General features: G+C 30.0%; 20 protein-coding genes and 1 riboswitch. Of the genes, 5 read left to right on the top strand and 15 right to left on the bottom strand.

Going from position 1 to position 24,535, the window contains the following annotated elements:
• Positions 1-19: 19 nt before the first annotated feature.
• Positions 20-127, bottom strand: a riboswitch (SAM riboswitch).
• A 171-nt stretch (positions 128-298) separates the two neighbouring features.
• The 12 genes from FIA58_RS18355 to epsC all read right to left on the bottom strand — a co-directional run bounded on the left by FIA58_RS18355 (position 299) and on the right by epsC (position 14,237).
• The gene (locus FIA58_RS18355; RefSeq protein ID WP_140964159.1) at positions 299-1,819 is read right to left on the bottom strand and encodes a PLP-dependent transferase; all 1,521 of its coding nucleotides are present in this window, start codon (positions 1,817-1,819) and stop codon (positions 299-301) included.
• 3 nt (positions 1,820-1,822) lie between these two features.
• Positions 1,823-3,004 (bottom strand): trans-sulfuration enzyme family protein, encoded by a 1,182-nt coding sequence (locus FIA58_RS18350; protein WP_140964158.1) that lies wholly within the window; start codon positions 3,002-3,004, stop codon positions 1,823-1,825.
• A 168-nt stretch (positions 3,005-3,172) separates the two neighbouring features.
• Positions 3,173-4,270, bottom strand: coding sequence for a homoserine dehydrogenase family protein (locus FIA58_RS18345; RefSeq protein WP_140964157.1), 1,098 nt, complete (start codon positions 4,268-4,270; stop codon positions 3,173-3,175).
• 10 nt (positions 4,271-4,280) lie between these two features.
• A complete protein-coding gene (locus FIA58_RS18340) occupies positions 4,281-5,228 on the bottom strand; it encodes an alpha/beta fold hydrolase (RefSeq protein WP_140964156.1) in 948 nt (315 codons plus the stop codon).
• A gap of 24 nt (positions 5,229-5,252) precedes the next feature.
• Positions 5,253-5,711: an OsmC family protein gene (locus FIA58_RS18335; protein WP_140964155.1), complete on the bottom strand. Its 459-nt coding sequence runs from the start codon at positions 5,709-5,711 to the stop codon at positions 5,253-5,255.
• A 2-nt stretch (positions 5,712-5,713) separates the two neighbouring features.
• Positions 5,714-7,006, bottom strand: a complete 1,293-nt coding sequence (locus FIA58_RS18330; protein ID WP_140964154.1) for an O-acetylhomoserine aminocarboxypropyltransferase/cysteine synthase family protein — start codon at positions 7,004-7,006, stop codon at positions 5,714-5,716.
• Between the two features lie 485 nt (positions 7,007-7,491).
• Positions 7,492-8,109 carry a precorrin-2 dehydrogenase/sirohydrochlorin ferrochelatase family protein gene (locus FIA58_RS18325; protein ID WP_140964153.1) on the bottom strand — a complete coding sequence of 206 codons (618 nt, stop codon included), beginning with the start codon at positions 8,107-8,109 and terminating at the stop codon, positions 7,492-7,494.
• A gap of 8 nt (positions 8,110-8,117) precedes the next feature.
• Positions 8,118-9,761, bottom strand: a complete 1,644-nt coding sequence (locus tag FIA58_RS18320; protein WP_140964152.1) for an NADPH-dependent assimilatory sulfite reductase hemoprotein subunit — start codon at positions 9,759-9,761, stop codon at positions 8,118-8,120.
• Between the two features lie 101 nt (positions 9,762-9,862).
• The gene (locus FIA58_RS18315) at positions 9,863-11,560 is read right to left on the bottom strand and encodes a diflavin oxidoreductase (RefSeq protein ID WP_140964151.1); all 1,698 of its coding nucleotides are present in this window, start codon (positions 11,558-11,560) and stop codon (positions 9,863-9,865) included.
• On the bottom strand, positions 11,550-12,368 hold the full coding sequence (gene cobA, locus FIA58_RS18310; protein ID WP_140964150.1) for a uroporphyrinogen-III C-methyltransferase: 819 nt from the start codon (positions 12,366-12,368) through the stop codon (positions 11,550-11,552). The genes FIA58_RS18315 and cobA overlap by 11 nt, the downstream gene beginning before the upstream one ends.
• A gap of 112 nt (positions 12,369-12,480) precedes the next feature.
• On the bottom strand, positions 12,481-13,392 hold the full coding sequence (gene cysK, locus FIA58_RS18305) for a cysteine synthase A (protein WP_140964149.1): 912 nt from the start codon (positions 13,390-13,392) through the stop codon (positions 12,481-12,483).
• A 17-nt stretch (positions 13,393-13,409) separates the two neighbouring features.
• Positions 13,410-14,237 (bottom strand): serine O-acetyltransferase EpsC, encoded by an 828-nt coding sequence (gene epsC, locus FIA58_RS18300; protein ID WP_140964148.1) that lies wholly within the window; start codon positions 14,235-14,237, stop codon positions 13,410-13,412.
• Between the two features lie 588 nt (positions 14,238-14,825).
• On the opposite strand from epsC, the gene metK reads away from it, so the two are divergent.
• Complete coding sequence (gene metK / locus FIA58_RS18295) at positions 14,826-16,076, top strand: methionine adenosyltransferase (protein ID WP_140964147.1); 1,251 nt, start codon at positions 14,826-14,828, stop codon at positions 16,074-16,076.
• Between the two features lie 74 nt (positions 16,077-16,150).
• Here metK and FIA58_RS18290 read toward each other — a convergent pair whose 3' ends face one another.
• Together FIA58_RS18290 and FIA58_RS18285 are read right to left on the bottom strand one after the other, a co-directional pair.
• Positions 16,151-18,865: a carboxypeptidase-like regulatory domain-containing protein gene (locus FIA58_RS18290; protein ID WP_140964146.1), complete on the bottom strand. Its 2,715-nt coding sequence runs from the start codon at positions 18,863-18,865 to the stop codon at positions 16,151-16,153.
• A gap of 101 nt (positions 18,866-18,966) precedes the next feature.
• A complete protein-coding gene (locus FIA58_RS18285; RefSeq protein WP_140964145.1) occupies positions 18,967-19,806 on the bottom strand; it encodes a GLPGLI family protein in 840 nt (279 codons plus the stop codon).
• A 118-nt stretch (positions 19,807-19,924) separates the two neighbouring features.
• On the opposite strand from FIA58_RS18285, the gene FIA58_RS18280 reads away from it, so the two are divergent.
• Positions 19,925-21,418: a sensor histidine kinase gene (locus FIA58_RS18280; RefSeq protein ID WP_140964144.1), complete on the top strand. Its 1,494-nt coding sequence runs from the start codon at positions 19,925-19,927 to the stop codon at positions 21,416-21,418.
• A complete protein-coding gene (locus tag FIA58_RS18275; protein ID WP_140964143.1) occupies positions 21,411-22,091 on the top strand; it encodes a response regulator transcription factor in 681 nt (226 codons plus the stop codon). Before FIA58_RS18280 ends, FIA58_RS18275 begins: the two co-directional genes overlap by 8 nt.
• A 5-nt stretch (positions 22,092-22,096) precedes the next feature.
• Here the strand turns inward: FIA58_RS18275 and FIA58_RS18270 are convergent, their stop codons facing one another.
• Positions 22,097-22,996 carry a GLPGLI family protein gene (locus FIA58_RS18270; RefSeq protein WP_140964142.1) on the bottom strand — a complete coding sequence of 300 codons (900 nt, stop codon included), beginning with the start codon at positions 22,994-22,996 and terminating at the stop codon, positions 22,097-22,099.
• A 127-nt stretch (positions 22,997-23,123) separates the two neighbouring features.
• Here FIA58_RS18270 and FIA58_RS18265 point away from each other — a divergent pair, with 127 nt between their 5' ends.
• Together FIA58_RS18265 and FIA58_RS18260 are read left to right on the top strand one after the other, a co-directional pair.
• Positions 23,124-23,909, top strand: a complete 786-nt coding sequence (locus FIA58_RS18265) for a hypothetical protein (RefSeq protein WP_140964141.1) — start codon at positions 23,124-23,126, stop codon at positions 23,907-23,909.
• Positions 23,909-24,523 carry a deoxynucleoside kinase gene (locus FIA58_RS18260; RefSeq protein ID WP_140964140.1) on the top strand — a complete coding sequence of 205 codons (615 nt, stop codon included), beginning with the start codon at positions 23,909-23,911 and terminating at the stop codon, positions 24,521-24,523. Before FIA58_RS18265 ends, FIA58_RS18260 begins: the two co-directional genes overlap by 1 nt.
• The last annotated feature ends 12 nt before the right edge of the window (positions 24,524-24,535 follow it).

The raw sequence follows: 24,535 nt of genomic DNA, 5'->3' as shown, positions 1-24,535 counted from the left end.
TGAAAAGAAGGATTTTTTCAAGTTATCTTTTCCGCCTTGACGGATAGAATGTAGCACCTTTCTTGAAAAGAACAAGAGGTTGCCAAGCTTTCACAGAGTCTAATCTCTCCAGCTTTCGTGATAACGAACAGTAATTTTATGAACTCTGCAAAGATAGAATTAATTTTCTTTTAGCGAAATATTTTCTGTAATTTGATTTAAATGAATTATAAAAAGTTTATTATTCTTAAATTATTAATTTTTATAGATTTTTTATCACATATTCAATGTCATGCTTTTAATTTAAATTATGATATGCTTAATTTATTTTAACATTTTCAGCTGAATGTTTAAGCTTTTCAAAAGCGGATATTATTTTTTCAACTGGTTCAATTCCAATAGACAAACGAAGTATATTCGGATTTATTCCAAGTGCTAATAGTTTTTGTTTCCCATCATTGCTTTTAAGATATTCATAATGAGCTAAATATACATATGGCATAGCTAATGTGAATTCTGTTCCGAGACTTGGTCCTTTAGCGAGTTGCAATTTGTCATAATAAAAATCCAACTCTTTATCAAAAACAACCGACAATAATCCTGGAAACACATCACTTGATTTTTGAATTTTTTGAAAATTTTCAATGGAGTCATTGTGAAAAACTGAGTAAATCTCTTTAATAAAAGGCTGTCCTTTTAAATAATTATAAACTATTTTAGTGTTTTCAGAAACCTTCTTAACACGACTTTCATATTTTTTAATTTGAAAGGCTAGTCTTTGTTTTTCACCATCATATGCAGGAACAATAAACTTTTCAAATTGATTTTTATTCGCTTTAATAATCTCATTAGTGTCATTTAAAACAATAGCACCCATTAATAGATCACAACTTCCACAGGCAAACTTGGTTAAACTTTCAACTACAATATCACAATAGGGCAACACATCTACATTAAATGGAGTTGCAATGGTTACATCAACTATTAAAATGATATTGTACTTTTTACAAAGGTTGGATAACCAAGGTAAATCCACACATTGAATCAATGGATTTGTAGTAATTTCTGTTAGCAAAGTAGCTACATGAGAATGATTTGCTTCTAACCAACTTTCCAGTTGTAATTTATCATAAATATGAATTTGAACATAAGAAAAGTTATTCCTCTTTTCAATAATTTCCATTGTATCCACGTACAACCAACCTAGTTGTACAACCGTATTTCTAAATTCACTTTTTCTACAATTCAGAATAGTTTCACAAGCCGAAAAAAGAGCATTCATTCCACAATTGGTTAACAAAATATTATTTTCTACAACATCAGAATAAGCTTTAGACAACACTGTTTTAATTACCTTTTCTGGTAAATCAGAAATTTTATCTTCCTTAAAAATAGTTGGAATTTCACCTAACTTATACAAAGTATTCTCTGCTTTTCTAGAACTAATTAGCAATCCAATATTTCTGATATAATCCGAACACTTTTTAACCAACTCAGGATTGTTCTCTACAATTAGAAACACATTTTCATCTTCTTCAATATATTCCAACTTATATTGAACTAAATATTCCAAAATAGATTTTGCATGAAGCGATGCTATTGGCAAAACAACTTTCTCATTTGAAATTTGATGTTTTTCTTGAATATAACTTACTAGTTTTTCAACAAATTTATTTTGAAAAAATCTTGGATAACCTGATTTCATAGCACCTAATACGACCTCATCACCTTCTTCATAATCAATTACATTTTGCAAAAAAGGCATACTAACCGAAATAGCATGTGGGTTTTCTAAAGGCAACGACTCGCCAAATGGAATATTTTGAAAACAATCATTCATTTTTCAACAATTTAAAGCTTGAATAATATCTAAAATTAGATCGTCCGTATCTTCTAAACCAACAGCAATTCTAACAATTGCATGACTCAATCCTTTAGAAACTAAATCTTCTTCCGAATTTGTTGCGTGACTCATTCTTGCTGGAATTTCCAATCTAGAATCAGCTGAACCAAAGGATACTTTTTCACCAAATAACTTACTTTTTTTAATAAAATTTTCTGCCTTTTCCGCAGATTTCAATTCAATAGTTAAAACAGACGGAATGATTTTCAATTGTTTTTTAGCCAATTCATATTGCGGATGCGATGGCAAACCTGGGAATTTAACGTTTAAAACTTCTGGATGGTTTTCTAAAAATTGTGTAATTTTCAAAGCGCTTGCTTCTTGTGCTTTCATCCTGTAGGTTAATGTTGGCAAACCCAATGAAACTAAAAAAACATCAAATGGACTTTGAGCTCTTCCTTGAGCATTGGCAATATATTTGAATTTTTCATCCCAAAACGCTTCTTTTGAGACAATCGCACCAGCAGTAACACTTCCGTGACCCGAAATGAATTTAGTAGTTGAAAAAACCGAAAAATCAGCTCCTAATTCAAGCGGTTTTGTTGACGCAAAAGTAGCCATGCTGTTATCTACGGCCAGCAATGATTCGTAAGATTTTGTAAGCTTAGCAAGTTCTTCTAAAGCTACAATTTTCAAACTTGGATTTGTTGGTGATTCACAAACAACAAGTTTTATTTCATTAGATTTCAGTATGTTTTCAACTTCTTCTAAATTGGTAAAATCCGCATAATGAGGTGTAATATTGTTTTTCTCAAACAAAATATTAAGCAAACGATACGTACCGCCGTAGCAATCTCTTTCAATTAAAACATGCTCATAATTTTTCAAAACTGTTTCAAAAAGTAAAGCAATCGCTGCAATTCCAGTATTTGTGCAAACACAGCCAAATCCATTTTCTGCTTGAGCAAATATAGATTCCAATGCGTTTCTCGTTGGATTATCCGATCTTGAATAATCATAAACCTGTTCATTTGACACTTGTCTTTTTAAGTCGAAAGTAGCAGTATTATATATCGGCAAATGCGTTGCTCCATAACTATCTTTAAGGTTGGAGTTTTGTGAAACATTAGCTAGCAATGTTTCTAATTGCATTGTTTTTTTGTTTTGCTTTGTTGTAGTCATTTTTAGGTATTAGATATAAAAAAAACTCTGCGATTGCAGAGGTTTTTTGATTGTATTATATATTTTTTTAAAATAAAACAATAAAGTCCTCTGTGAAAAAAATTCCACATCATCCTATTTCTATTGCTCATTATAAAATTCATATTCTTATATTTACTCTTTAAAAGTTTAAACTATTGGTACTAGATTTTGTTTTTTTATCTGTTTAGCCAATTTAATTACATCTGAAAGCACACCTCTAGCGGTAACCTTTTTTCCTGCACCAGCACCTTGAATTACTATTGGAATTTCTCCATAAGATTCAGTAAAAATTTCTATCAAATTATCAGCTCCTTTCAATTGCCCTAATGCCGAATTTTCTGGAACAGAAACCAATTTTACTTCTAAAGTATTAGTAACAACATCTAGTTCGCCTATATATCTCAACACACTATTGATAGGTTGTGTTATTTTAGCAATTTCATATTCTTTATCAAACAATTCTTTACTAATGGAATAATTTCGCTTAGACAAAGCATCAATTTTTTCAGTAGTTAGTGACGTTATTTTAACATCTTTAAACTCATTATTCAATTCTAATTCTCTTGAAAGAATCAATAGCTTTCTTGCTACATCATTCCCTGACAAATCTTCTCTAGAATCTGGTTCCGTTAAACCTAATTTTTCTGCATCCACAAGAATTTTTGAAAAAGGAAGATTTTCAGTACCAAATCGATTAAAAATGTAGCTTATTGTTCCTGAAAAAACGCCTCTTATTTTAGTAATTTTTTCTCCCGCTAAATGCAAATCTTGAATTGTATTAATAACAGGTAAACCAGCACCAACATTAGTTTCATATAAAAATTGTTTATCATTTTGCTGTAAAACTCTTCGCAGTTCATTGTAAAAATCCAAATGCAAGGTATTTGCTTTTTTATTCGCTGCAACTATATTGAAATTATTTTGTACAAAAGGAATATATTGTTGCACAATTTCATCGTTTGCAGTAACATCAATTGCTATTATATTTTCAAGTTGATTTTGATTTACATAGTTAAAAACATCTTCAATAGTATAACTTTGACCTAAAGTTTGAAAATCATTTTCCCAATTTAGAGATAGCGGTGTGTTTGTAAAAAGCGCCTTTTTAGAATTCGTTATGACAGGAATTTTCAAATCCACATGAAATTTTTCTTTAAAAAAAGTATGCTTTTCTATGATTTGATTTATCAATGTACTTCCGACATTTCCGATTCCGAAAACGATGATATTTATTGTTGTACTCATGTATTTCAATTTAAAAAATTTGTTTTAATATGTCATTTAACTGTTGGTATTCCATTAAAAAAGCATCGTGCCCGTGAATGGAATCAATAATATAATGCTTGAAATTTTCATTATCTTCTTGCAAAATCTCATATTCTTCCAAATCGTTTTGGAACAATAAATCAGAATTTATATTGATGGCATAAACTTCTAATTTTGCCTTTTTTAAGAACGCATTGAGGTTAAAATCATTCTTAACCACATTTATAGTTCCTAATAAGTAATTCATTTGCTTGTAAGCATTCAAAGAAAATCGGTCAGTTAACAAAATCCCATGATAGGACAACCAATCATTTACGGTGTAAATATTACCTTCCTTTGCATTTTTAAAACGCTGATTTATAGATTGAGGTGTTCTATATAAAAGCATAGCGTGTTTTCTAGCTACAGCGACAGGGTTTTGACTTTGATTTAAAATATCATCTTGAATTCCTACATTTGCAATTACCCAATCGCTAGCAAAATAATGTGTAGCAATAGGAATCAACTTTTGAACTCTATTAGGATGTAAAACGGCCATTTCCCATGAAATTCCTCCTCCTAAACTTCCTCCTATTAATGCAAAAAGTGATTTGATTTTTATTTTTTCTAATCCCAACCAAAAAAGTTTAGCAATATCTAATGTAGAAACTTCCTTATAATCTAATGCTAACTCATTTTTCCTTTCAAAATCATTTCCTGGTATATTGAAAGCAATAACTGTGTATTTATTCAGGTCAATGATATGATCATAGTCAATTACATTTTTCCACCATCCTTTTTCTCCAGACACATTGGAATTACCAGTTAATGCATGATTCACCAAAACTATCGGATCATCACCAATGGGCTGACCAAAAACTTGATAAAATAATTGAATATGACTTTTACGTTTGTCATTTTCCAAAACAAAATCGGTAATATCTACTTTCTTCAACATGTTATTTTTTTGAGTGTACTCTTTTTAATTTATACCCACAGTATCATAAACATTCACTAACTCTGTTTCAATTGGCGTTGTATTGATTAAATTATCATAAACAGGACAACGACTTTCTACTACTTTTAACCAATTCTCAAGTTGTTTTTTACTAATTGTTGCGTCTAATTTTATAACTACTTTCAATTTATTAAAACCAGCTCTTGCTTCTGTTTCTCTTCCGTAAAATTTATCCACGTTAATATCTCCAGAGACATCAACTTGCAAAGATTTATAATCAATTTTTAATTCTTTTGCTACTAATGACCCAACTGCATTCACACAACCTGCATAACCAGCCAATAAATATTCTATTGGACTTGGTGCATCTAAATCAGGATGATTTTTATTTTTGCTTATTCTTATATCGTGATTTTCCGTTTTAATTAAAAACTGTTCATCTTTTTTTGCTCTTCCGTAGATCGTTACTGTTTTTGTACTCATGTTTATATTTTTTGTTTGTTTTTAACAGTTACAAATGCTTCTTTTAAATCGGCTTTCAAATCTTCAATATCTTCTAAACCAACAGATAATCTAACCAAATCCTGACTAACACCAGTTGTAGCTTGAGCTTCTTCAGAAAGTTGTTGATGTGTTGTGCTTGCTGGATGAATAATTAGAGACTTTGTGTCACCAATGTTTGCCAAAAGCGAAAATAATTTCGTGTTATCTACTACTTTTTTAGCAGCTTCAAAACCACCTTTTAAACCGAAAGTAACTATACCACTTTTGCCATTTGGTAGATATTTATCTGCTAATTGCTTGTATTTTGAAGAATCTAATCCTGGATAATTGACCCAAGCCACTTCTTCTTGAGTTTCTAGCCATTTTGCTAATTCCAAAGCGTTTTCGGAATGTTTTTTAATTCTAATCTCTAATGTTTCTAAACCTTGAATGGTTTGAAAAGCATTAAACGGACTTAAAGCTGCTCCAAAATCACGTAACCCTTCAATTCTCACTTTTGCAATAAATGAAGCTGCTCCTAAAACTTCCCAATATTTTAATCCATGATAACCAGCTGATGGCTCAGTAAATTCTGGAAACTTTCCATTACTCCAATCAAATTTCCCAGCATCAATAATTACACCTCCAAGTGAAGTTCCATTACCAGTAATATATTTTGTTAACGAATGAATGACAATATCCGCTCCATGTTCAATTGGGTTTAATAAGTAAGGAGTTGCCACTGTATTATCTACTATAAAAGGAACTTTATAATCGTGTGCTTCTTTAGCGATTGCTTTTAAATCTAACACATCTAATTTTGGGTTACCCAAACTCTCAGCGAAAAAAGCTCTAGTATTCTCTCGAACTGCTTTTTTAAAGTTTTCTGGATTGGACGGATCTACGAAAGTAGTTGTAATTCCTAATCTTGGCAAAGTAACACTTAATAAATTATACGTTCCACCATATAAACTACTTGAAGCTACAATGTGATCACCTGCTTTCAATAAAACCAATAAAGCTGTAGAAATAGCTGCAGTTCCAGATGCTGTAACTACTGCACCAAGTCCTCCTTCTAAAGTAGCTAATCGTTGCTCTAAAATATCATTTGTAGGGTTATTCAATCTGGTATAAATATAACCTGCTTCTGAAAGGTTAAATAAATTAGCTGCATGATCTGAATTATTAAACACGTATGAAGTAGTTTGATAAATAGGAACCGCTCTAGTTCCTCCATTTTTAGTAACATCATGACCAGCGTGTAAAGCGTTTGTTGCAAATTTTTGAGTACTCATAATCTTTTTTATTTAATTGTTTTATATCTTATTTTTTGAAATCCATGAAAAAACCCTTTTGAAACTATTTCCAAAAGGGTTCAATTTTTAAACATAACTAAGTTTAACCATTTTCTTTCGGACATAGTAAGGCGGTGCACACATGTACATCATCATACAACACATTATTTTATTATAATTTTTCATTTTATATTTTTTAGAATAAAAAAACCTCTGTTTTTTTGCAGAGGTTATAGTGTTTTATTTGAATATATGCTATAGTTTACCTCTGCGGAATTTTCCACATCATACAACACATATTGCAAATAATTGTTTTCATAATTTTATTTTTTCTAACAGGACAAATTTAGAATAAAATTCTATATATAAAAATAAATTAGTATTATTTTCTAAATTTTGTTATTTAAAAACTTTAAAATAGATTTTAATTCTAAAGTAGATTGATTTAACGGTTAAATAATTTATACTCTGAATCAATTCTAGTTTTATTCAAAATAAGATTTTATTTTATTCCAATATCCTAACTTTTTTTTAGTAGTAAAACCAGCTGTAATTCTATTTAAATCATTTAACTTTTGTTTAAAATCACCTTTATGATTGGCTCTAAATTGATTCAATTGATCTAAACTTTCATCAACGTCATCAGGAATTACTGCCGTAAAATATTCCCGCATTCGCTTTGCTAAAACTGGAGATTTCCCATTTGTAGAAATAGCAATTTTCAAACTTCCTTTATTTACAATCGATCCCAAATAAAAATCACATAAATCAGGTTGGTCTGCTGCATTGACTTTGATTCCTTTTGCTTTTGCTAAATTCCTTACTTCCAAATTCACTTCTGAACTATCTGTTCCGATAATTACAAAATCTTTATGTTCTAAATCAGATTCTTGAAAAGGCCTTTCAAACGCATCAATATTAGAATAAGACACTATAATTTCTTTTAATTTTGGAATAATAATCGTTCCTACAATTGTAATTCGAATTGCTGGGTTTTGCCTTAATAAGGTTTCCGTTTTTTCCAAACCAACATTCCCAGCACCAACAATTAAAAAATGAGCGGTTTCTGTTTTAAGAAATACTGGAAATAATGTGTTACTCATACTCACTATTAATTTAAAATGGTTCGAAAAGTATAATCTCCAAAAGTTTCATTTTCTAGTTTTTCTTTCACATATTTACCTAACAACACATCCAGTTCTTCCAAAATTTGACTTTCCGATTGTTTTTCTTTGTATAACTTATTTAATCTTTCTCCAAAACGATCACCGCCTAACATGAAATTATATTGTTCGGGTCCTGTTCCTACAAAACCTAGCTCTGCTACATAAGGACGACCACATCCATTTGGACAACCTGTCATTCTAATTGAGATTTCTTCGTTATTTAAATTGTATTTTTCTAAAAGTGGTTCGATTTTAGTAACCAAAACAGGCAAATAACGTTGAGCTTCTGCCAAAGCTAGAGGACATGTAGGTAGAGCCACACAGGCCATAGAACTTTTACGTAACGCACTTACTGCAACATCAATTTCAAATTGTTTTTGAAGCGTTTCTATTTTAGTTTTATCTAAATCGCTAATTTCTCCAAGAATAAGGTTTTGGTTCCCCGAAAAAATAAAGTTAGAAGCCTTTAATTTGGCTACTTCATATAAAAACGCTTTTTGATTCGATTTTATAACACCGTGTTCCACAAAAAGCGTGTAAAACCATTTTCCTTCTTGATTTTTTTCCCAACCATAGCGATCATTTCTTTCTGTAAATTCATACGGTTTTTCTGGTTCCAATGTAAAGCCAATTCGCTTTTCCAATTCCGATTTAAAACCTTCTACTGTTAGTCGTTCTACCGTATATTTTAACCTTGATAATTTTCTATCGGAACGATTACCAAAATCTCTTTGAATAGTTAAGGTTTCGTAGATAGCTTTTAACGTTTTTTCTTCTGTATCAACAAAACCAATTACATTTCCTAGTCTTGGAAAAGTGTTCACGTTTCCATGAGTTGTTCCTAAACCACCACCAATTACAAGATTAAATCCTTTTAATTGATTATTTTCAACAATAGCAATTAAGCCTAAGTCATTAGTAAATAAATCTACATCGTTACTTGGAGGAATGGCAATGGCAATTTTGAATTTTCTTGGCAAATAACGATCTTCATACAATGGATCTGCTTCTGCGGAACGCTCGTATATTTTTTCACCATCAATAAAAACTTCGTAATACGATTGTGTTTTAGGCAATAATAATTTCGAAATCTTATCCGCATAATCATGAATTCTCTTGTGTAACGGAGATAATTGTGGATGCGCTGATACAATTACATTTCGATTTACATCTCCACAAGCAGCAATGGAATCCAGCTTTGCAACATTGAAAGATTGAATGGTTGGTCGCAATTGATGTTTTAATAAGCCATGTAATTGCAAGGTTTGACGCGTTGTTATCTTCAAAGTTCCTGTTCCATATTGTTCGGAAATATCATGTGTTGCCAACCATTGTTCAGCAGAAATTTGACCTCCAGGAATACGCAAACGAATCATAAACGAATATAATTTGTCTAATTTTTTTAAGGCTCTTTCGGCTCTTTTATCTCTATCATCTTGCACGTACATTCCGTGAAACTTTACTAAAGTCTCATCATCTGGCCTTACATTTCCTGTGTGATTGTCTAATTCTATACTTTCTTTCAACGTACCTCGAAGTCCGTCACTTTTAGTTTTTATATATTCTATTGGTGATAATTTATCGCTCATTTTTTTATTTTAGTAATTAGTGATTAGTCCTTAGTGATTAGCGTCTAGTAAATTACCTATTCAAAAGCTAATTACCATTCACTTGTCACTCTTCACTTTATTTAATACACGTCTTTTTGATATTTTCCTGTTGTTTCTAAATCTTCTAGTATTTGTTTTGCATCTGTTGTAGAAATGTTTCTTTCTTGAGATATGACTTCAATAATAGCATCTTCTACATCATTGCTCATTGGAAATTTTTGCCCGCAGATATATAAACTAGCTCCGTTTTCTAACCATTTATTGAATTCTTTTGCTTTTTCGCGAATGCGATCTTGCACATAAATTTTCTTTTCTTGGTCACGAGAAAAAGCGGTATCTAATTTGGTTAAAACACCAGTTGCAATCCATTCTTGAATTTCGGTTTGGTAATAAAAATCTAACACGAAATGTTGTTCCCCAAAAAATAACCAATTTTTCCCTTCCGATCCTGTTGCATCTCTATGTGCAATAAAACTTCTAAACGGAGCAATTCCTGTTCCTGGACCTATCATGATTACGTCAGTTTCATCACTTGGTAATCTGAAATTTTGGTTTTTGTGAATATAAAATTCAATAGATTCATTTAATTCAAAATCAGCTAAAAATTTTGAAGCCAAACCTGTTTTTACTATATCATTAAATTTAAACTTATTTAAGTTTACTGTTAAATGTACTTCACCATCGTGAGCTTCCGTTGAAGAAGCGATTGAATACAATCTTGGAGCAATTGGTAACAAAATCTCAAATAGCGATTCAATTTGGAATGTTTCAGGTTTTGAGTATAATTGGAACACATCAATCAAATCGGCTTTTTCAAAAGCAATTTCTGTGTTTAGCAATTTTTCTAATTGTTCCAATGAACGTTTGCTCAATCCTTTAATATTTCGTTCTAACAACCAATTTTTAATAGTGTTTTTTTGATCTTTTATCACAATTTCTTGTTTAGAATCGACTTTAAAATAGTCAATAATGAATTGAACATCATCAACTTTATTCTTCGGCACAATACCTAAAGCATCACCTGGTTCATAGTTTATTTTATCCTCTGAAGAGATTTCTATATGATAAGTTTCTTTATTGGACCCCGTGTCATTTAGAATAATTTTATTGCTAATTATTCCTGAATATTTTTTTTTATGATCAACTGAAATTGGTTTTACTATTGAAACAGTATTTGGATTAGCTTGATTTTTAAATACATTTTGTAATGCTTCTTCCCATTTAAGCACTTCTGAAGCAAAATCGACATCTGCTTTTACTAGAGGCAATAATCTTTTAGCTCCTTTTTCCGCTAAAACTTCATCTAATAAAACGCTTGCATGACAGAAAAGAGGATAAGAAGAATCCCCTAAACCAAAAACAGCATAAGAGGCGTTCTTTAAATTCACATCTGTTTTCTTTAAGTACTCATAAAAAGCAACTGCATTTTGAGGAAATTCTCCTTCGCCTTGTGTACTCATTATGAATAATAGCAAAGTTTCTTTTTCTAATTTAGCATTGTCATACTGGAACACGTCTACAGCTTTTGCCTGAATTTTATTCTTCTTAAAGGAAGCTAGTAATTGAGAAGCAATTTTTTTAGAATTACCCGTTTCAGTACCATAAATAATTAAGGGTTTAACGGCAACATTTTCAGAAACTGTAATTTGAGGAAGTTGAGTCCCAATTCTATTTGCATCCAAATAGCCTGCCAAATAGCCTTTTGTCCAAATGATTTCCTCATTAGAAGCATTTTGCACTAATTGTTGCAATAAATTTAATTTAATATCAGATAGCATTTTGTAAAAGTGTTTTATGATTATCGAAATAAGATTCCGTTCTATTATTTTCTTTGAACCAAGCAAATTGTTGGTGCAGATTAACTACGTTACCAATGATTAATAAAGTTGGCACAAATTCAAATTCAGGTAATTGTTGCATTTCTAGCTCTCCGAATTTAAACACAACTGTTTTCTGATCAGGAGTTGTGGCTTGTTGAACAATGGCAATTCCCTTATTTTTATCAATACCTTTTTGCAGTAATTGATTAGACAATACATTTAACCTTTGACCACTCATATAAAAAACCAAAGTATCTTCTGTAGTTGCCCAATCTTTCCATTGCATTTCTGCTACATTTTTTAAATCATATAATGTCAAAAAACGCACTCCTCTAGAATATTCTCTCGCAGTTAAAGGTATCCCAGTATAAGCAGCAGCGCCAAATGCAGCTGAAATACCAGGCACAATTTCGTATGAAATATTATGTTCAATTAAGATGTTTAGTTCGTCTAAAACATTAGAGAACAAAGAAACATCACCTCCTTTTAAACGCAATACTAATTTTCCTAGTAAAGCAAATTCAAGAATTAATTCATTAATATCTTTTTGAGGGGTATGAATTCCTTTTGAACATTGTTTCCCTACATAAATAACTTCTGCGTCTTTTCTTGCATATTCTTCAATTAGAACAGGAGAAACCAATCGATCCGTTAACACTACATCGGCTATTTTAAGATATTTTAGTGCTTTTAAACTAATTAAATCGGGATCACCTGGACCAGCACCTGCCAGAATAACCTTTCCTTTGTTTGAAATTTGTATCATATTTTTTAAATAGTATCTCTATAGATTTTATAGAGTAAATAAACACGTAATATTAAAGTATTTTTAAATTTGAGTTTGATGTAAAACAAGCTTACAACAAACTTTTTATCAATTAGAACAACCCTTCCACAGAAAGATAACGTTCACCTGTGTCATAGTTAAATGTTAACACAACAGCTGTATCAGGTAAGGTTTCAACTTTTTTTGCAACTGCTGCTAAAGAAGCTCCTGTAGAAATACCTACAAAAATACCCTCTTCTAAAGCAACCTTTCCTGCATATTCAAATGCTTCTTCATTTGAAACCGCTATTACTTCATCAATAGCATTTGCATGGTAGTTACTCGGAACAAAACCAGCTCCTATTCCTTGTAAAGGATGTGGCCCAGGAGCACCACCACCAAGTACTGGAGACAACTCTGGTTCGACTGCTATCACTTTCAAATTTGGATATTTTTCCTTTAAAACTTCAGCAACACCTGTAATATGCCCTCCAGTTCCAACACCTGTAATAATATAATCTAAACCATCAGGAAAGTCTTCCAAAATTTCAAGTGCTGTTGTCTTTTTGTGCGCTTCCACATTTGCTGGATTGTCAAATTGTGAAGGAGACCAAGCATTTGGAATTTCTTTTACCAATTCTGCTGCTCTTTCTATAGCTCCTTTCATTCCTTTTTCACGAGCTGTTAATTCAAATTGCGCACCATAAACTTCCATTAATTTTCTTCGTTCTACACTCATTGATTCTGGCATTACCAAAATGACTCTATAGCCTTTCACTGCACCAACCAAAGCAAGACCTATTCCTGTATTTCCAGATGTTGGCTCAATAATAACACTATCTGTATTCAAAATTCCTTTAGCTTCAGCATCTTCAATCATTCCAAGAGCAATTCGATCTTTTATACTTCCTCCTGGATTTGTTTTTTCTAATTTTATCCAAATATTTTTATTTGAACCATACATTCGGTTAATTTTCACTACTGGTGTTTTCCCAATCGTTTGTAATATGTTTTCTGCTTTCATACTAATTCTATTTTTATTTATATACTAAAATTTATAGGTTCTGAGAATTTATTTTTTGCTTTTACTATGATTTCACTTTTATGATATACCAATGTTTGTGACAGAATTGATTCTGTTATCCAAACGTTTCCACCTATTACGGAACCTCTTCCAATAACAGTTTTCCCTCCAAGAATAGTCGCATTAGCATAAATAATTACATTATCTTCTATGGTAGGATGCCTTTTTACTTCTGCTTTATCTTTACTAACACTTAATGCTCCAAGCGTAACACCTTGATAAATTTTAACATCATTACCAATATTTGCTGTTTCTCCAATAACAATTCCTGTTCCATGGTCAATAAAAAAACGTTTTCCAATAGTTGCTCCAGGATGTATATCAATTCCTGTTTTTCCATGTGCATATTCAGAAAGCACTCTTGGCAAAACGGACACCTTTTTATTCCACAAATTATTTGCAATTCGATAAACTACTATACTAAAAAAACCAGGATAAGCTAACAGTACTTCATCCTTTGACTTTGCGGCTGGATCAAACTCAAGTATGGTTTGCAAATCGCCTAATAAATCTTCATGAATAACTACTAAGTCCTTAAAAAAAATAGTCGTAATTTCTGATTTATTATTAGTACCAACTTGAGACAAAAAAAGCTGCAAATTATGATTCAAAGAAATCTCTTTTTGTTGAAACCCCTCAACTGTTTCACAAGATCCCAAATTACAAAACAGCCATTCAAACAAATTTTCAATCCAATTTTCAATTTCCTTTTTTGCAATAGAAATACATTTTTCGGAATTGTTTTTTTGAAATATAATTTTACTTATAGAATTATTATCATTCATTATTTTACAAATTATCTCTTTACCATTATTCGTTAAAAACAAAAAAACCTCTGCGATAGGCAGAGGTTCTTGTAGCTATTATATATAAAATATTATTTTTTTAGCAATACAGTGTCTCTGCGGTTATACCACATCATACAACATATATTGCAAACCATTAATTTCATTTTCTTTTTTCTTGATTTATTTGAAAAGCAAAATTAGATTAATTTTCTATATAAAAAAATTAAATAGTTGTTTTTTCTATTTTTTATTATTTTAAACGCTAAATGTAGTTTTTTAAACCAAATAAACATGTAGTTGATTTAATAAAAACCATCAAATCAACAGTAAACAGTTTATAGAAAAGTGTTAATTTAGTTTAAAAATAAAAAAGATTTCCTTTCTTATTCAATTTGATTTCATAAATTTGTCGAATAATTCAAGAGGAAAAATTTGAACTGATTGCAACCTCTATTTTTAATAGTTTATATAGAATTAATATTCCATTACTATTTAAAATAAAAAAAATGCTAAAGCAGTACATTCTACTCCTTTAGCATTTCCATTTTTGCAATTCGAACTCCTCGCTTAAACTTAAAAAAGAATATGGCTTATTTATTTACGTCAGAATCTGTGAGTGAAGGACACCCAGACAAAGTAGCTGACCAAATTAGTGATGCATTAATTGATAACTTTTTAGCCTTTGATCCAGAATCAAAAGTAGCTTGTGAAACTCTTGTAACAACAGGACAAGTAATTTTAGCAGGAGAAGTAAAATCAAACACTTACTTAGATGTACAACAAATCGCAAGAGAAGTAATCCGTAAAATAGGGTACACCAAAAGCGAATATATGTTTGAAGCGGATTCTTGTGGAGTACTATCTGCTATACATGAGCAATCTGCTGATATTAACCAAGGTGTTGATAGAGCTACCAAAGAAGAACAAGGTGCTGGCGACCAAGGAATGATGTTTGGTTATGCAACAAATGAAACAGAAGAATACATGCCATTGGCTTTGAAATTATCACATGAAATTCTTCAGGTTTTAGCTGATTTAAGAAGAGAAAACAAAGACATTACTTATTTAAGACCTGATGCAAAGTCGCAAGTTACATTAGAATACAACAACGACAACAAACCTGTTCGTATAGACGCTATTGTAGTTTCCACACAACATGATGATTTTGCCAATGAACCAGAAATGTTAGCAAAAATCAAAAAAGATATTATTGAAATTTTAATTCCAAGAGTTATTGCTAAAAATCCTCAGTATGCACATTTGTTCAATGATGCAATTAAATACCATATTAATCCAACTGGAAAATTTGTTATTGGTGGACCACATGGAGATACTGGCTTAACTGGTAGAAAAATTATTGTAGATACTTATGGAGGAAAAGGTGCTCACGGTGGTGGTGCGTTTTCTGGAAAAGATCCAAGTAAAGTAGACCGTTCTGCTGCTTATGCTACAAGACATATTGCTAAAAACTTAGTTGCAGCTGGTGTTGCTGAAGAAATATTAGTGCAAGTTTCTTATGCTATTGGTGTTGCTGAACCAACGAACATATATGTAAATACCTACGGAACAAGTAAATTATCATTAACTGATGGTGAAATTGCCAAAAAAGTGGCTGAAATTTTTGATATGCGTCCTTATTTTATAGAACAACGTTTAAAATTAAGAAATCCAATCTATAGTGAAACTGCTGCATACGGACACATGGGTAGAAAACCAGAAACGGTAACAAAAACTTTTTCTGCTCCTGGAGGACATGAAAAAACAGTTACTGTTGAATTATTTACATGGGAAAAACTAGACTTTGTAGACAAAATCAAAAGTGATTTCGGGATATAATTCTCAATTTATACATTACAAAAAAACCTGATTCAATTAAGAATCAGGTTTTTTTATGCAATAGAAATATTCGTTTACAAATTATATTTCAAACTTAAGATAATATATCTAGGCTGTACAAAATAGCTTGAAAAATTACTAATTCCTGCAATTTGATTAAAACTATTATTATTTAAAGACTTAGTATCCAAAATATTAGTTCCTAATAATTTGTATTCCCATTTACTGTCCTTTTTCTGATAAATCAAACTGGCACTTAAAAAATCATATTCATTATCTACTGATTTTGATTTGTTTCTATTGTGATTAAAAGTATAATCAGACACAAATGAAAACGCATCCAAGAAATAATACTCCAAACCTAAAGCTGGACTATCTGTATAAAAAGTATCCGTAAAATTATCATTAATAGTATAAGTATATCCTAAAGAAAGATTAGGCAATGTTTTATAATTGGTAGAAAACTTAACATTGTAATTTTGAGTAAAAGATTCTGTTGCCTGAATTTCTGTTGGATTATTATTTGGATCAGTATCTGCATCTGGAAAAACCCTAATATTATTAAACTTACCCCAATTCATGCTCAAACCAACAGAAGCTTTATAGTATCTTGCAAAAGAACGACCATAATTGAAGGCTCCCGAAATAGATTCATCTGCAAAATTTGAAGGTAAATTTACAGAAGAAGAAGTTTGAAATACATTATTCAACAACGCTTTACTTTTAATGGCATCTACTTGTTTGGTGTAATTTAAGTACCCAAAAATATTTTCAAAATTAAACATATTGTACTTAAAATACCTAAGACTATGGTTTTGTGACAAAGAGTTTTCTAAGTAGCGATTCCCATTAAACAAACTGTTATAACTTGAAAACACATATCCTTCTGCCAACTTAGTAATATCTGTAAAATTATTTTGTAATGAAAAATTATAGGTTAGTGTTTCTGATTTTTTTATTTGATATAAGGCATAAACACCTGGTAAAAATCGATTAAAACTCATTGCATTTGAAGTTCCAAGTTGCGTGTCTTTCGTACTATAATTATGAACACTAAAACCTGGATTAAAAGTAAATTTACCTGTAATAAATTTATAATGTAATCCTGCAAAAACATCGTTAAAGGCATAATTTACCCTATTATTGTTTTGAGCTTCATTCATGTCATTTATTGATCCATTATCTAATATTTGAAAAATATGAGAGTCAAAATTTTGATAAGAATATGTATTTCCGATAGTTAGATTAATATTACTTTTTGGAGTAACCATGTAATAATAATCTCCTTTTACATCTAGTTTATTTGTTTTGACAAACCTGTCTTGGTTAATATTATATTGAGATTGTGCTTGAAAATCAATTATAGGAAACGGATTATTTGCTAAAATGGCATTATAAAAAGGATCTTCTTCTTGAAACAAATGTTGGGTTTCGAATGCCAAAACACTTTTTTCGTTTAAAGTATAATAATAATTAAAATTTTGATTTATCGAAAAAGGATTTTGCTTTTTATTAGTATAAATATTTCCTAAAACATTAGACATAGAGGATTGGTTTTCATTTTGATCAGAAAACTTTAGCAAAGCATCATAATCTACATGTAATTTATCTGAAGGCACATAGCTTGAACTTAGCTTCAACAAGGTTTGAGTAGTAGTTTGATCGGACAAATCTTCTCTAGTTTCATCTAGTAAATTTCCATCATTAGGTCGATCTGTAATGGATAAATTTCTTGTGTTTGTTTTGTTTCCTAACACAATACCAAATCCACTAAAAGTTAATGCTTTTGAAGGGTTGTAACTAAAATTAGCTGCACCAAATTTAGTATCAATATTAGCTGCTTGATTATTATTCAGATTTCCGATTCCTAAATCATTTGATGAAATATTAAAATTTGAACCTCCTTTTCGCATCATATTTCTAAAACCACCTGTAAATTTAAAATAATCACGAGTGGTTAAGGGTTGTTCACCAATGTTATTAAAATTACTAATTACATTGATGCTTATTTTAGGATTATAATAGAATAATTTTGGGTTCACCAAATACCTACTTTCCTCATGACCTACTCCAATTCCAGCAGTCATATCTCCAAACCAAAAATTCTTTTTCCCTTCCTTTAATTTGATATTAATAGCAACATTCTCTTCATTATTTTCTAAACCTCTTAAATTAGATACTTCATTGTAATTTCTTAAAACTTGAATTTTATCTAATGCGTTTGCAGGAATATTTTTAGTTGCAATTTTTGTGTCACCATCAAAAAAATCTTTGCCTTCAACCATTACTTTTTGAACTGATTTTCCTTCGACAGTAATTTGTCCTTCAGAATCCACTTCCACTCCTGGTAATTTTTTTAAAACATCTTCTAATTTACGTTCAGTTCCATTGGTAAAAGAATCAGAATTATAAATAATCGTATCTCCTGATATAGAAACTGGCATTTCGTAGACAACCTCAACATCATTTAATTGAACACCCTGTTCCATTTTGATATCAAAATTCATGTTTTCAGGAGTAGTTTTTATCGTTTTTTCAAAAGTTTGAAAACCGATGTAACTAGACTTAATCTGATATGTAGTATTTGCCCTTAAATTTAGGATGAATTTTCCTTTTTCGTTTGTGATAGCATAAGCATCCATGGCTTTGGTTTCCGTATTAACCGCCATAACATTAGCCATTTCAAGACCAAGACCAGTACTATCTTTTACAGTTCCTTCGAAACGAATGTTTTGAGCAAAACTTACACTAGTTAAAAATAAGAAAAGAAGAAATAAAATTGATTTCATTTGTTTGTTGTTTGTACACATATAGTAGACTGTTTTTGGTGTCTTTTGTTACATCAAAAAGAATATTTTTCCGTTATTAGACATCACCTTAACAAAATGGTTTAATTCAGTCTTATTTCAATTGCTCCATTTTCATTCATCATACTTTGTAGTTTTTTTTCTTGTATGCCATCAAACTCTTTTTGAGTAACTTCTTTTCCGTTTTTTGGTGCTTTAATTTCGATTTTGTCTTTTGGATTAACAACAATTTTGGTACATAAATAAACTGTATTCTCTTCGTGTAATTCCAAAATTAATCCTGGCAAACCCCAATATTTTGCTGGTCCATTTGAAACAGGAATCTCTAAAGTGTACCAAGCCTCGATAATTGTTTCTTTTGGTTCTTTTAATGTTAAGAGATTTGTTTTACCATCATCCTTCTTTTTTTTATTGGCTTCATACTTTTTTAAATCTTCTTCTAGAACAGGAATAAATAATTGCGCTTTATAACATGTATAATTTCCAATTTTCTTTTGTTCGTTACCCAATTTCCAATTCATTTTCTTCAAAGAATCGGTTATTAAGAATTCTTTACCAAAAATATCATCATCAGCAATATATTGATTTGTCTTAAAATTTTTATACAACTTGTTTGAATTATGTCCTCCTGCAAATGACATTTTTACTTGTAAACCACCTGAAGAAGGATTAGGCTTTTCTAATTTTTCTTCTTCTTGATAAACAGATTCAAAATTGGTAAAATGTAACGTATACTCTTTTTCAAAAGCTTTTTTCATTTTTTCCATCATTTGATCTTTCATTTCAGGAGTCAAATCGTTACTTGTGATATTAAAATCTTTCAATTGTGTTTTAGAAGTATAGTAAGCAATGCCTTGAAAGTTTTGAGCAAATGAGTTAGCAAACAAAAGCAGCATAATAGTTGTAATTACTGTAGATTTCATCTTTATTGATTTAAAATTCGAATACAAACTAAAGAATTCGAATACAAACAGTTGGTTAATCTATGTTAACGTATGTTAACGGCTAACAATCTTCTGAAATAGTTTCTATTTTTGAAAAATGAATATTACTACAAGGAAAATATTTTTACTAATTAGTTTTTTAATTCTAGCAACAATAGGCTTGCAAGTGTATTGGAATTATAAGAATTATATTTCTAATAAGGATAGACTCTTTAATGAAGTTCAAATTGCTTATGACAAAGCTTTAGAAATCTATTTTAATGAAGAATCCAAAAAACAGCTTATTAGTTTTGTTAGTTCCGATAAAAATTTAAAATCGAAAGACTTTATTAATCTCGTTTTCAAAGATTCTATTTTCAAATCCGCTATCAAAACCAATTCTCCAAAAACAAAAGAAACCGATACTTTACTTTTTGAAACGTTTAACGACAATTCAACAAAAATAGATACAAAAATATTTTTTATTGATGGTAAAACACCGCTTTTACCAAAAAGTAGTTCTATTAATTCTATTCAAGTTTTAAAAGGAAAAATAGCACAAGATAAAATTGGAGGTATTGAACAATTCCCAAATCGCATTGTAATTAACATGTCTAGCGATACCATAAAATACAATCATGTTGATTCTATTTTAAAAACTGAACTAAAACGTAAAAACATTGCATTAGATTACAGCTTCTATCATTTAAAAAAAGACTCATTATTTTACACTTTTTTAAATTCGAATCAAACGTTTAAGCATAAAATAGAACCAAAATCTACTTTTTTCAAACCCGACGAAATCCTAACTTTAGGTTTTAATTATTCCAACTTACTATTACTAAAAAGAATGGGTATAGAATTAGTATTATCATTTATTTTTTTAATAGGTCTTATAGGATGTTTGTTTTTTATGTTATATGTAATAAGCAAACAAAAGAAAATGGATGACATAAAAAATGATTTTATCAATAATATCACTCATGAATTCAAAACACCAATCACAACAATTTCATCTGCTTTAGAAGGAATGAGTAATTTTAACCCAACCAATAATCTTGAAAAAAATCAAAAATATATAAGTATTTCTAAGAAGCAACTTTCTAAATTAGAAATTATGGTTGAAAAAATTTTAGAAACAGCCACTTTAAATACCGAAAAACTTACTTTAAATAGAGAGCGTTTCAACTTAATTCCGTTTTTAAATAGTATTGTAGAAAAACACAAAACAAGTACTAATAAATCAATTCTGCTTTCAAATTATTTAGAACAACTTCTTTTTTTTGGAGACCCTTTTTATCTTGAAAATGTATTCTCAAATTTAATTGACAATGCGATTAAATATGGAGGAGATGAAATTATTGTAACTTGTGAACTAATTAATAATACAATCCAAATTGATGTAACAGATACAGGAAACACAATTCCAAAATCAGAGGAAAAATCAATTTTTGAAAAATTTTATCGCATTCCTAAAGGCAATCTTCATGATGTAAAAGGATATGGTATCGGTTTATATTTTTCAAAAACTCTAATAGAAAAGCATAACGGGTCATTACAATTAATACGAAATCATCAAACCACTTTTAGAATTATTTTACCTTATGAATGAGAAAATTAAAGTTTTATTAGCTGAGGATGAATCTTCGCTAGGTTTAATTGTTAAAGAAAGTTTAGAAAACAGAAACTTTTTAGTCACTTTGTGTGACAATGGAGAAGTTGCGTTTGAAACATTTCTCAAAAACAGTTTTGATACTTTAGTTTTAGACATCATGATGCCCAAAAAAGATGGTTTTACATTAGCAGAAGAAATAAGAAAATTAGACAAAGAAATACCCATAGTGTTTTTAACAGCAAAATCACAAACACAAGATGTAGTTAAAGGATTTAAAATAGGATGCAACGACTACATTAAAAAACCTTTCAGTATGGAAGAATTGATTGTGAGAATAATTGCCTTAACAAACAGAAAACATCAAATAGAAAAAAAAGCAATTTATCATCTTGGAACATACCAATTTAATCCTGATACGCAAATTTTACAACACAAAAACGAAACCTTTAAATTAACTAATAGAGAATCACTATTATTGGAATTTTTACTTCAAAATAAAGGAGAAATTCTCAGTAGAGAACTTATTTTAAATACCGTTTGGAAAAACGACGATTTCTTTAGCGGCAGAAGTATGGATGTATTTATTACTAGGTTAAGAAAAAAACTAAACCTCGACCAAAACGTTGCAATCATCAACAGTCGTGGTCGAGGTTATAAGTTAATTTGTTAATATTTTTAAAAACCTCTTCCTCTACCTTGTCCTCTTTGACCACCATACATTTCTCTCATTTCTTCCATTTTCTTTTTCACAATATCGTCGTATTCTTTTTGTGTGACTTTTTTCCCTTTTGTTGGAGTTTTAATATCAACCTTCTCCTTTGAATTTAAAACAATTTTAGAACACAATAAAACAGTAGTTCCATCATTTACTTCTAAAATCAAACCTGGTAAACCCCAGTATTTATCTGGACCTTGATTAATTGGAATCTCTGGACAATACCAAGCTGTGATTGTTTTTTCTTTTATTTGTTCTACATCAGACATAAAATTTGTTTTTTTAGTGGCATTTACAGAATCTTTAGCCTTCTGCTCCTTTTCTTTATTCTCATCATTTTTTGGTCCTCTCATTCTAAAATTTCTAAAGTCAGTAGCGTCTGTTTGTACAACAGCAGTAGCTTTAAAACAAGTATAGTCTCCAATTTTTTTAGTTTCTGAACCCATCTGCCATTTATATGTTGGCAAACTATCTTTTATTAAAAACTCCTTACTAAAAAATTCTTTGTCAACAGCATACATTTTTTCTTTCACATTTTTGTATTCAGTTCCACCACCACCCATCATTGAAGACATCATTCTACCTCTTCCTCCATCTTGACCAGGCGCATCTAATTTCTCTTCTTCTTTATAAATTGAAGCCGATTTGTTAAAATTAAGAATAAATGTTTTTTCAAACATTTTCTTCATTCTTTCTTCAATGTTCTTTTGCATTTCAGGAGTAATTTCTCTATTACCTCCAAAATTTTTCATTATTTCTGCTGTACTAGTCTTTGATTCATACACCGCAGTACCTTGAAATTCTTGTGCATAAAAATTTACAGAAATTAAAAACAATAAAACTATAGCTATCTTTTTCATGTTTATTTATTATTTATTACTTATATAGACTCAAAAATATGGCTTTTGTTACATTAAAACCGTTTAATATAAAGTTAAAATATTACCTTTAGATTCGATTTAATGTAAAAGGTTTAATCTTTTTTGAATGAAATTTAAATTTACTGTTTTATTTTTGAGTCTGACGTTTTCTATTTTATCCCAAGAAAAAATAAAAACCACCTTTATTGATTCTTTAGTTCTTGAAAACAAGACTGTATATGAAATTAATGAACACAATATCTATTACAGTGTAAATAATGTTTTTTACAAGAAAACAAAAGACAAAGAATTCAATTACACTAATATAACCTTGGGAAATTTAACGACAGTTGATTTATACAACCCTCTACAAACTGTTTTATTTTATAAAGACTTCAACACTGTCATATTACTAGACAACCAGCTAAATGAAAACCATAAAATTGAAGGCAATAAACTTGAAAACATTGTCGCTTTTAGTTGCATTGGACTAGCCATACAAAATCAAATTTGGTTTTACGATTCCTTAAGTCAAAAAATAGGTTTATATAATTTTAAAACAGATACTTACAAGTTCATATCAACACCCCTTACTAGCAAAATCACACTACACACCACTGATTATAATTATTTCTATTGGATAGATGAAGAAAACATTTGCTATACCATTTCAATCTTTGGCAAAATAAAAACTATAGGAAAGCTACCTGTTTATGACACTATACAAATACTAAACGAAGAAAATTACGTTATAAAAAAAGAAAAACAACTTTATTTATTTAAAAAGAAAGAAAATAAATTGTTTGAAATAAGCATCTCTAAAAATTCCTTTGATAAATTCTATTATAAAAATGGAATTTTATCTATTTTTACCGCAGATAAAGTTATTAACTATAAAATACTTTTACCCTAATGCATATAGCAGTTGCAGGAAATATCGGAGCAGGAAAAACGACGTTAACAAAATTACTAGCAAAACATTTTAAATGGGAAGCTCATTTTGAAGATGTAGTTGACAATCCCTATTTAGATGATTTTTATCATCAAATGGAAAGATGGAGTTTTAATTTACAAATCTACTTTTTAAATAGCCGTTTTAGGCAAGTCTTACAAATTCGAGAATCAGGAAAAACGACTATTCAGGACAGAACAATTTATGAAGATGCACATATTTTTGCACCTAACCTTCATACTATGGGTTTAATGACAAATAGAGATTATAATAATTATAAATCTTTATTTGATTTAATGGAAGGGTTAGTTGGCTCACCTGATTTATTAATCTATTTAAGAAGTTCCATTCCTAATTTAGTTAGTCAAATTCACAAAAGAGGAAGAGATTACGAAAACACTATTTCAATTGAATATTTAAGTCGTCTTAATGAAAGATATGAAGCGTGGATTGAAACCTATGACAAAGGTAAGTTAGTGATCATAGATGTTGACAACATCAATTTCGTTGACAACCCAGAAGATTTAGGAAATATCATTAATAAAATAGATGCTGAACTTAATGGATTATTCTAGTGCTTTTAAATA

The organism is Flavobacterium jejuense (genome assembly GCF_006491595.2).
Classification (GTDB): domain Bacteria; phylum Bacteroidota; class Bacteroidia; order Flavobacteriales; family Flavobacteriaceae; genus Flavobacterium; species Flavobacterium jejuense.
This window is presented reverse-complemented; position numbering and strand designations above follow the sequence as displayed.

Coding starts and splice junctions, on each gene's coding strand:
- FIA58_RS18355 (WP_140964159.1), bottom strand. CDS start 1,819: ATGAATGATTGTTTTCAAAATATTCCATTTGGCGAGTCGTTGCCTTTA.
- cysK (WP_140964149.1), bottom strand. CDS start 13,392: ATGAAAGCAGAAAACATATTACAAACGATTGGGAAAACACCAGTAGTG.
- FIA58_RS18315 (WP_140964151.1), bottom strand. CDS start 11,560: ATGCTATCTGATATTAAATTAAATTTATTGCAACAATTAGTGCAAAAT.
- FIA58_RS18260 (WP_140964140.1), top strand. CDS start 23,909: ATGCATATAGCAGTTGCAGGAAATATCGGAGCAGGAAAAACGACGTTA.
- FIA58_RS18335 (WP_140964155.1), bottom strand. CDS start 5,711: ATGAGTACAAAAACAGTAACGATCTACGGAAGAGCAAAAAAAGATGAA.
- FIA58_RS18275 (WP_140964143.1), top strand. CDS start 21,411: ATGAATGAGAAAATTAAAGTTTTATTAGCTGAGGATGAATCTTCGCTA.
- FIA58_RS18265 (WP_140964141.1), top strand. CDS start 23,124: ATGAAATTTAAATTTACTGTTTTATTTTTGAGTCTGACGTTTTCTATT.
- FIA58_RS18280 (WP_140964144.1), top strand. CDS start 19,925: ATGAATATTACTACAAGGAAAATATTTTTACTAATTAGTTTTTTAATT.
- FIA58_RS18330 (WP_140964154.1), bottom strand. CDS start 7,006: ATGAGTACTCAAAAATTTGCAACAAACGCTTTACACGCTGGTCATGAT.
- FIA58_RS18285 (WP_140964145.1), bottom strand. CDS start 19,806: ATGAAATCTACAGTAATTACAACTATTATGCTGCTTTTGTTTGCTAAC.
- FIA58_RS18325 (WP_140964153.1), bottom strand. CDS start 8,109: ATGAGTAACACATTATTTCCAGTATTTCTTAAAACAGAAACCGCTCAT.
- FIA58_RS18350 (WP_140964158.1), bottom strand. CDS start 3,004: ATGACTACAACAAAGCAAAACAAAAAAACAATGCAATTAGAAACATTG.
- FIA58_RS18320 (WP_140964152.1), bottom strand. CDS start 9,761: ATGAGCGATAAATTATCACCAATAGAATATATAAAAACTAAAAGTGAC.
- metK (WP_140964147.1), top strand. CDS start 14,826: ATGGCTTATTTATTTACGTCAGAATCTGTGAGTGAAGGACACCCAGAC.
- FIA58_RS18340 (WP_140964156.1), bottom strand. CDS start 5,228: ATGTTGAAGAAAGTAGATATTACCGATTTTGTTTTGGAAAATGACAAA.
- FIA58_RS18290 (WP_140964146.1), bottom strand. CDS start 18,865: ATGAAATCAATTTTATTTCTTCTTTTCTTATTTTTAACTAGTGTAAGT.
- FIA58_RS18345 (WP_140964157.1), bottom strand. CDS start 4,270: ATGAGTACAACAATAAATATCATCGTTTTCGGAATCGGAAATGTCGGA.
- cobA (WP_140964150.1), bottom strand. CDS start 12,368: ATGATACAAATTTCAAACAAAGGAAAGGTTATTCTGGCAGGTGCTGGT.
- epsC (WP_140964148.1), bottom strand. CDS start 14,237: ATGAATGATAATAATTCTATAAGTAAAATTATATTTCAAAAAAACAAT.
- FIA58_RS18270 (WP_140964142.1), bottom strand. CDS start 22,996: ATGAAAAAGATAGCTATAGTTTTATTGTTTTTAATTTCTGTAAATTTT.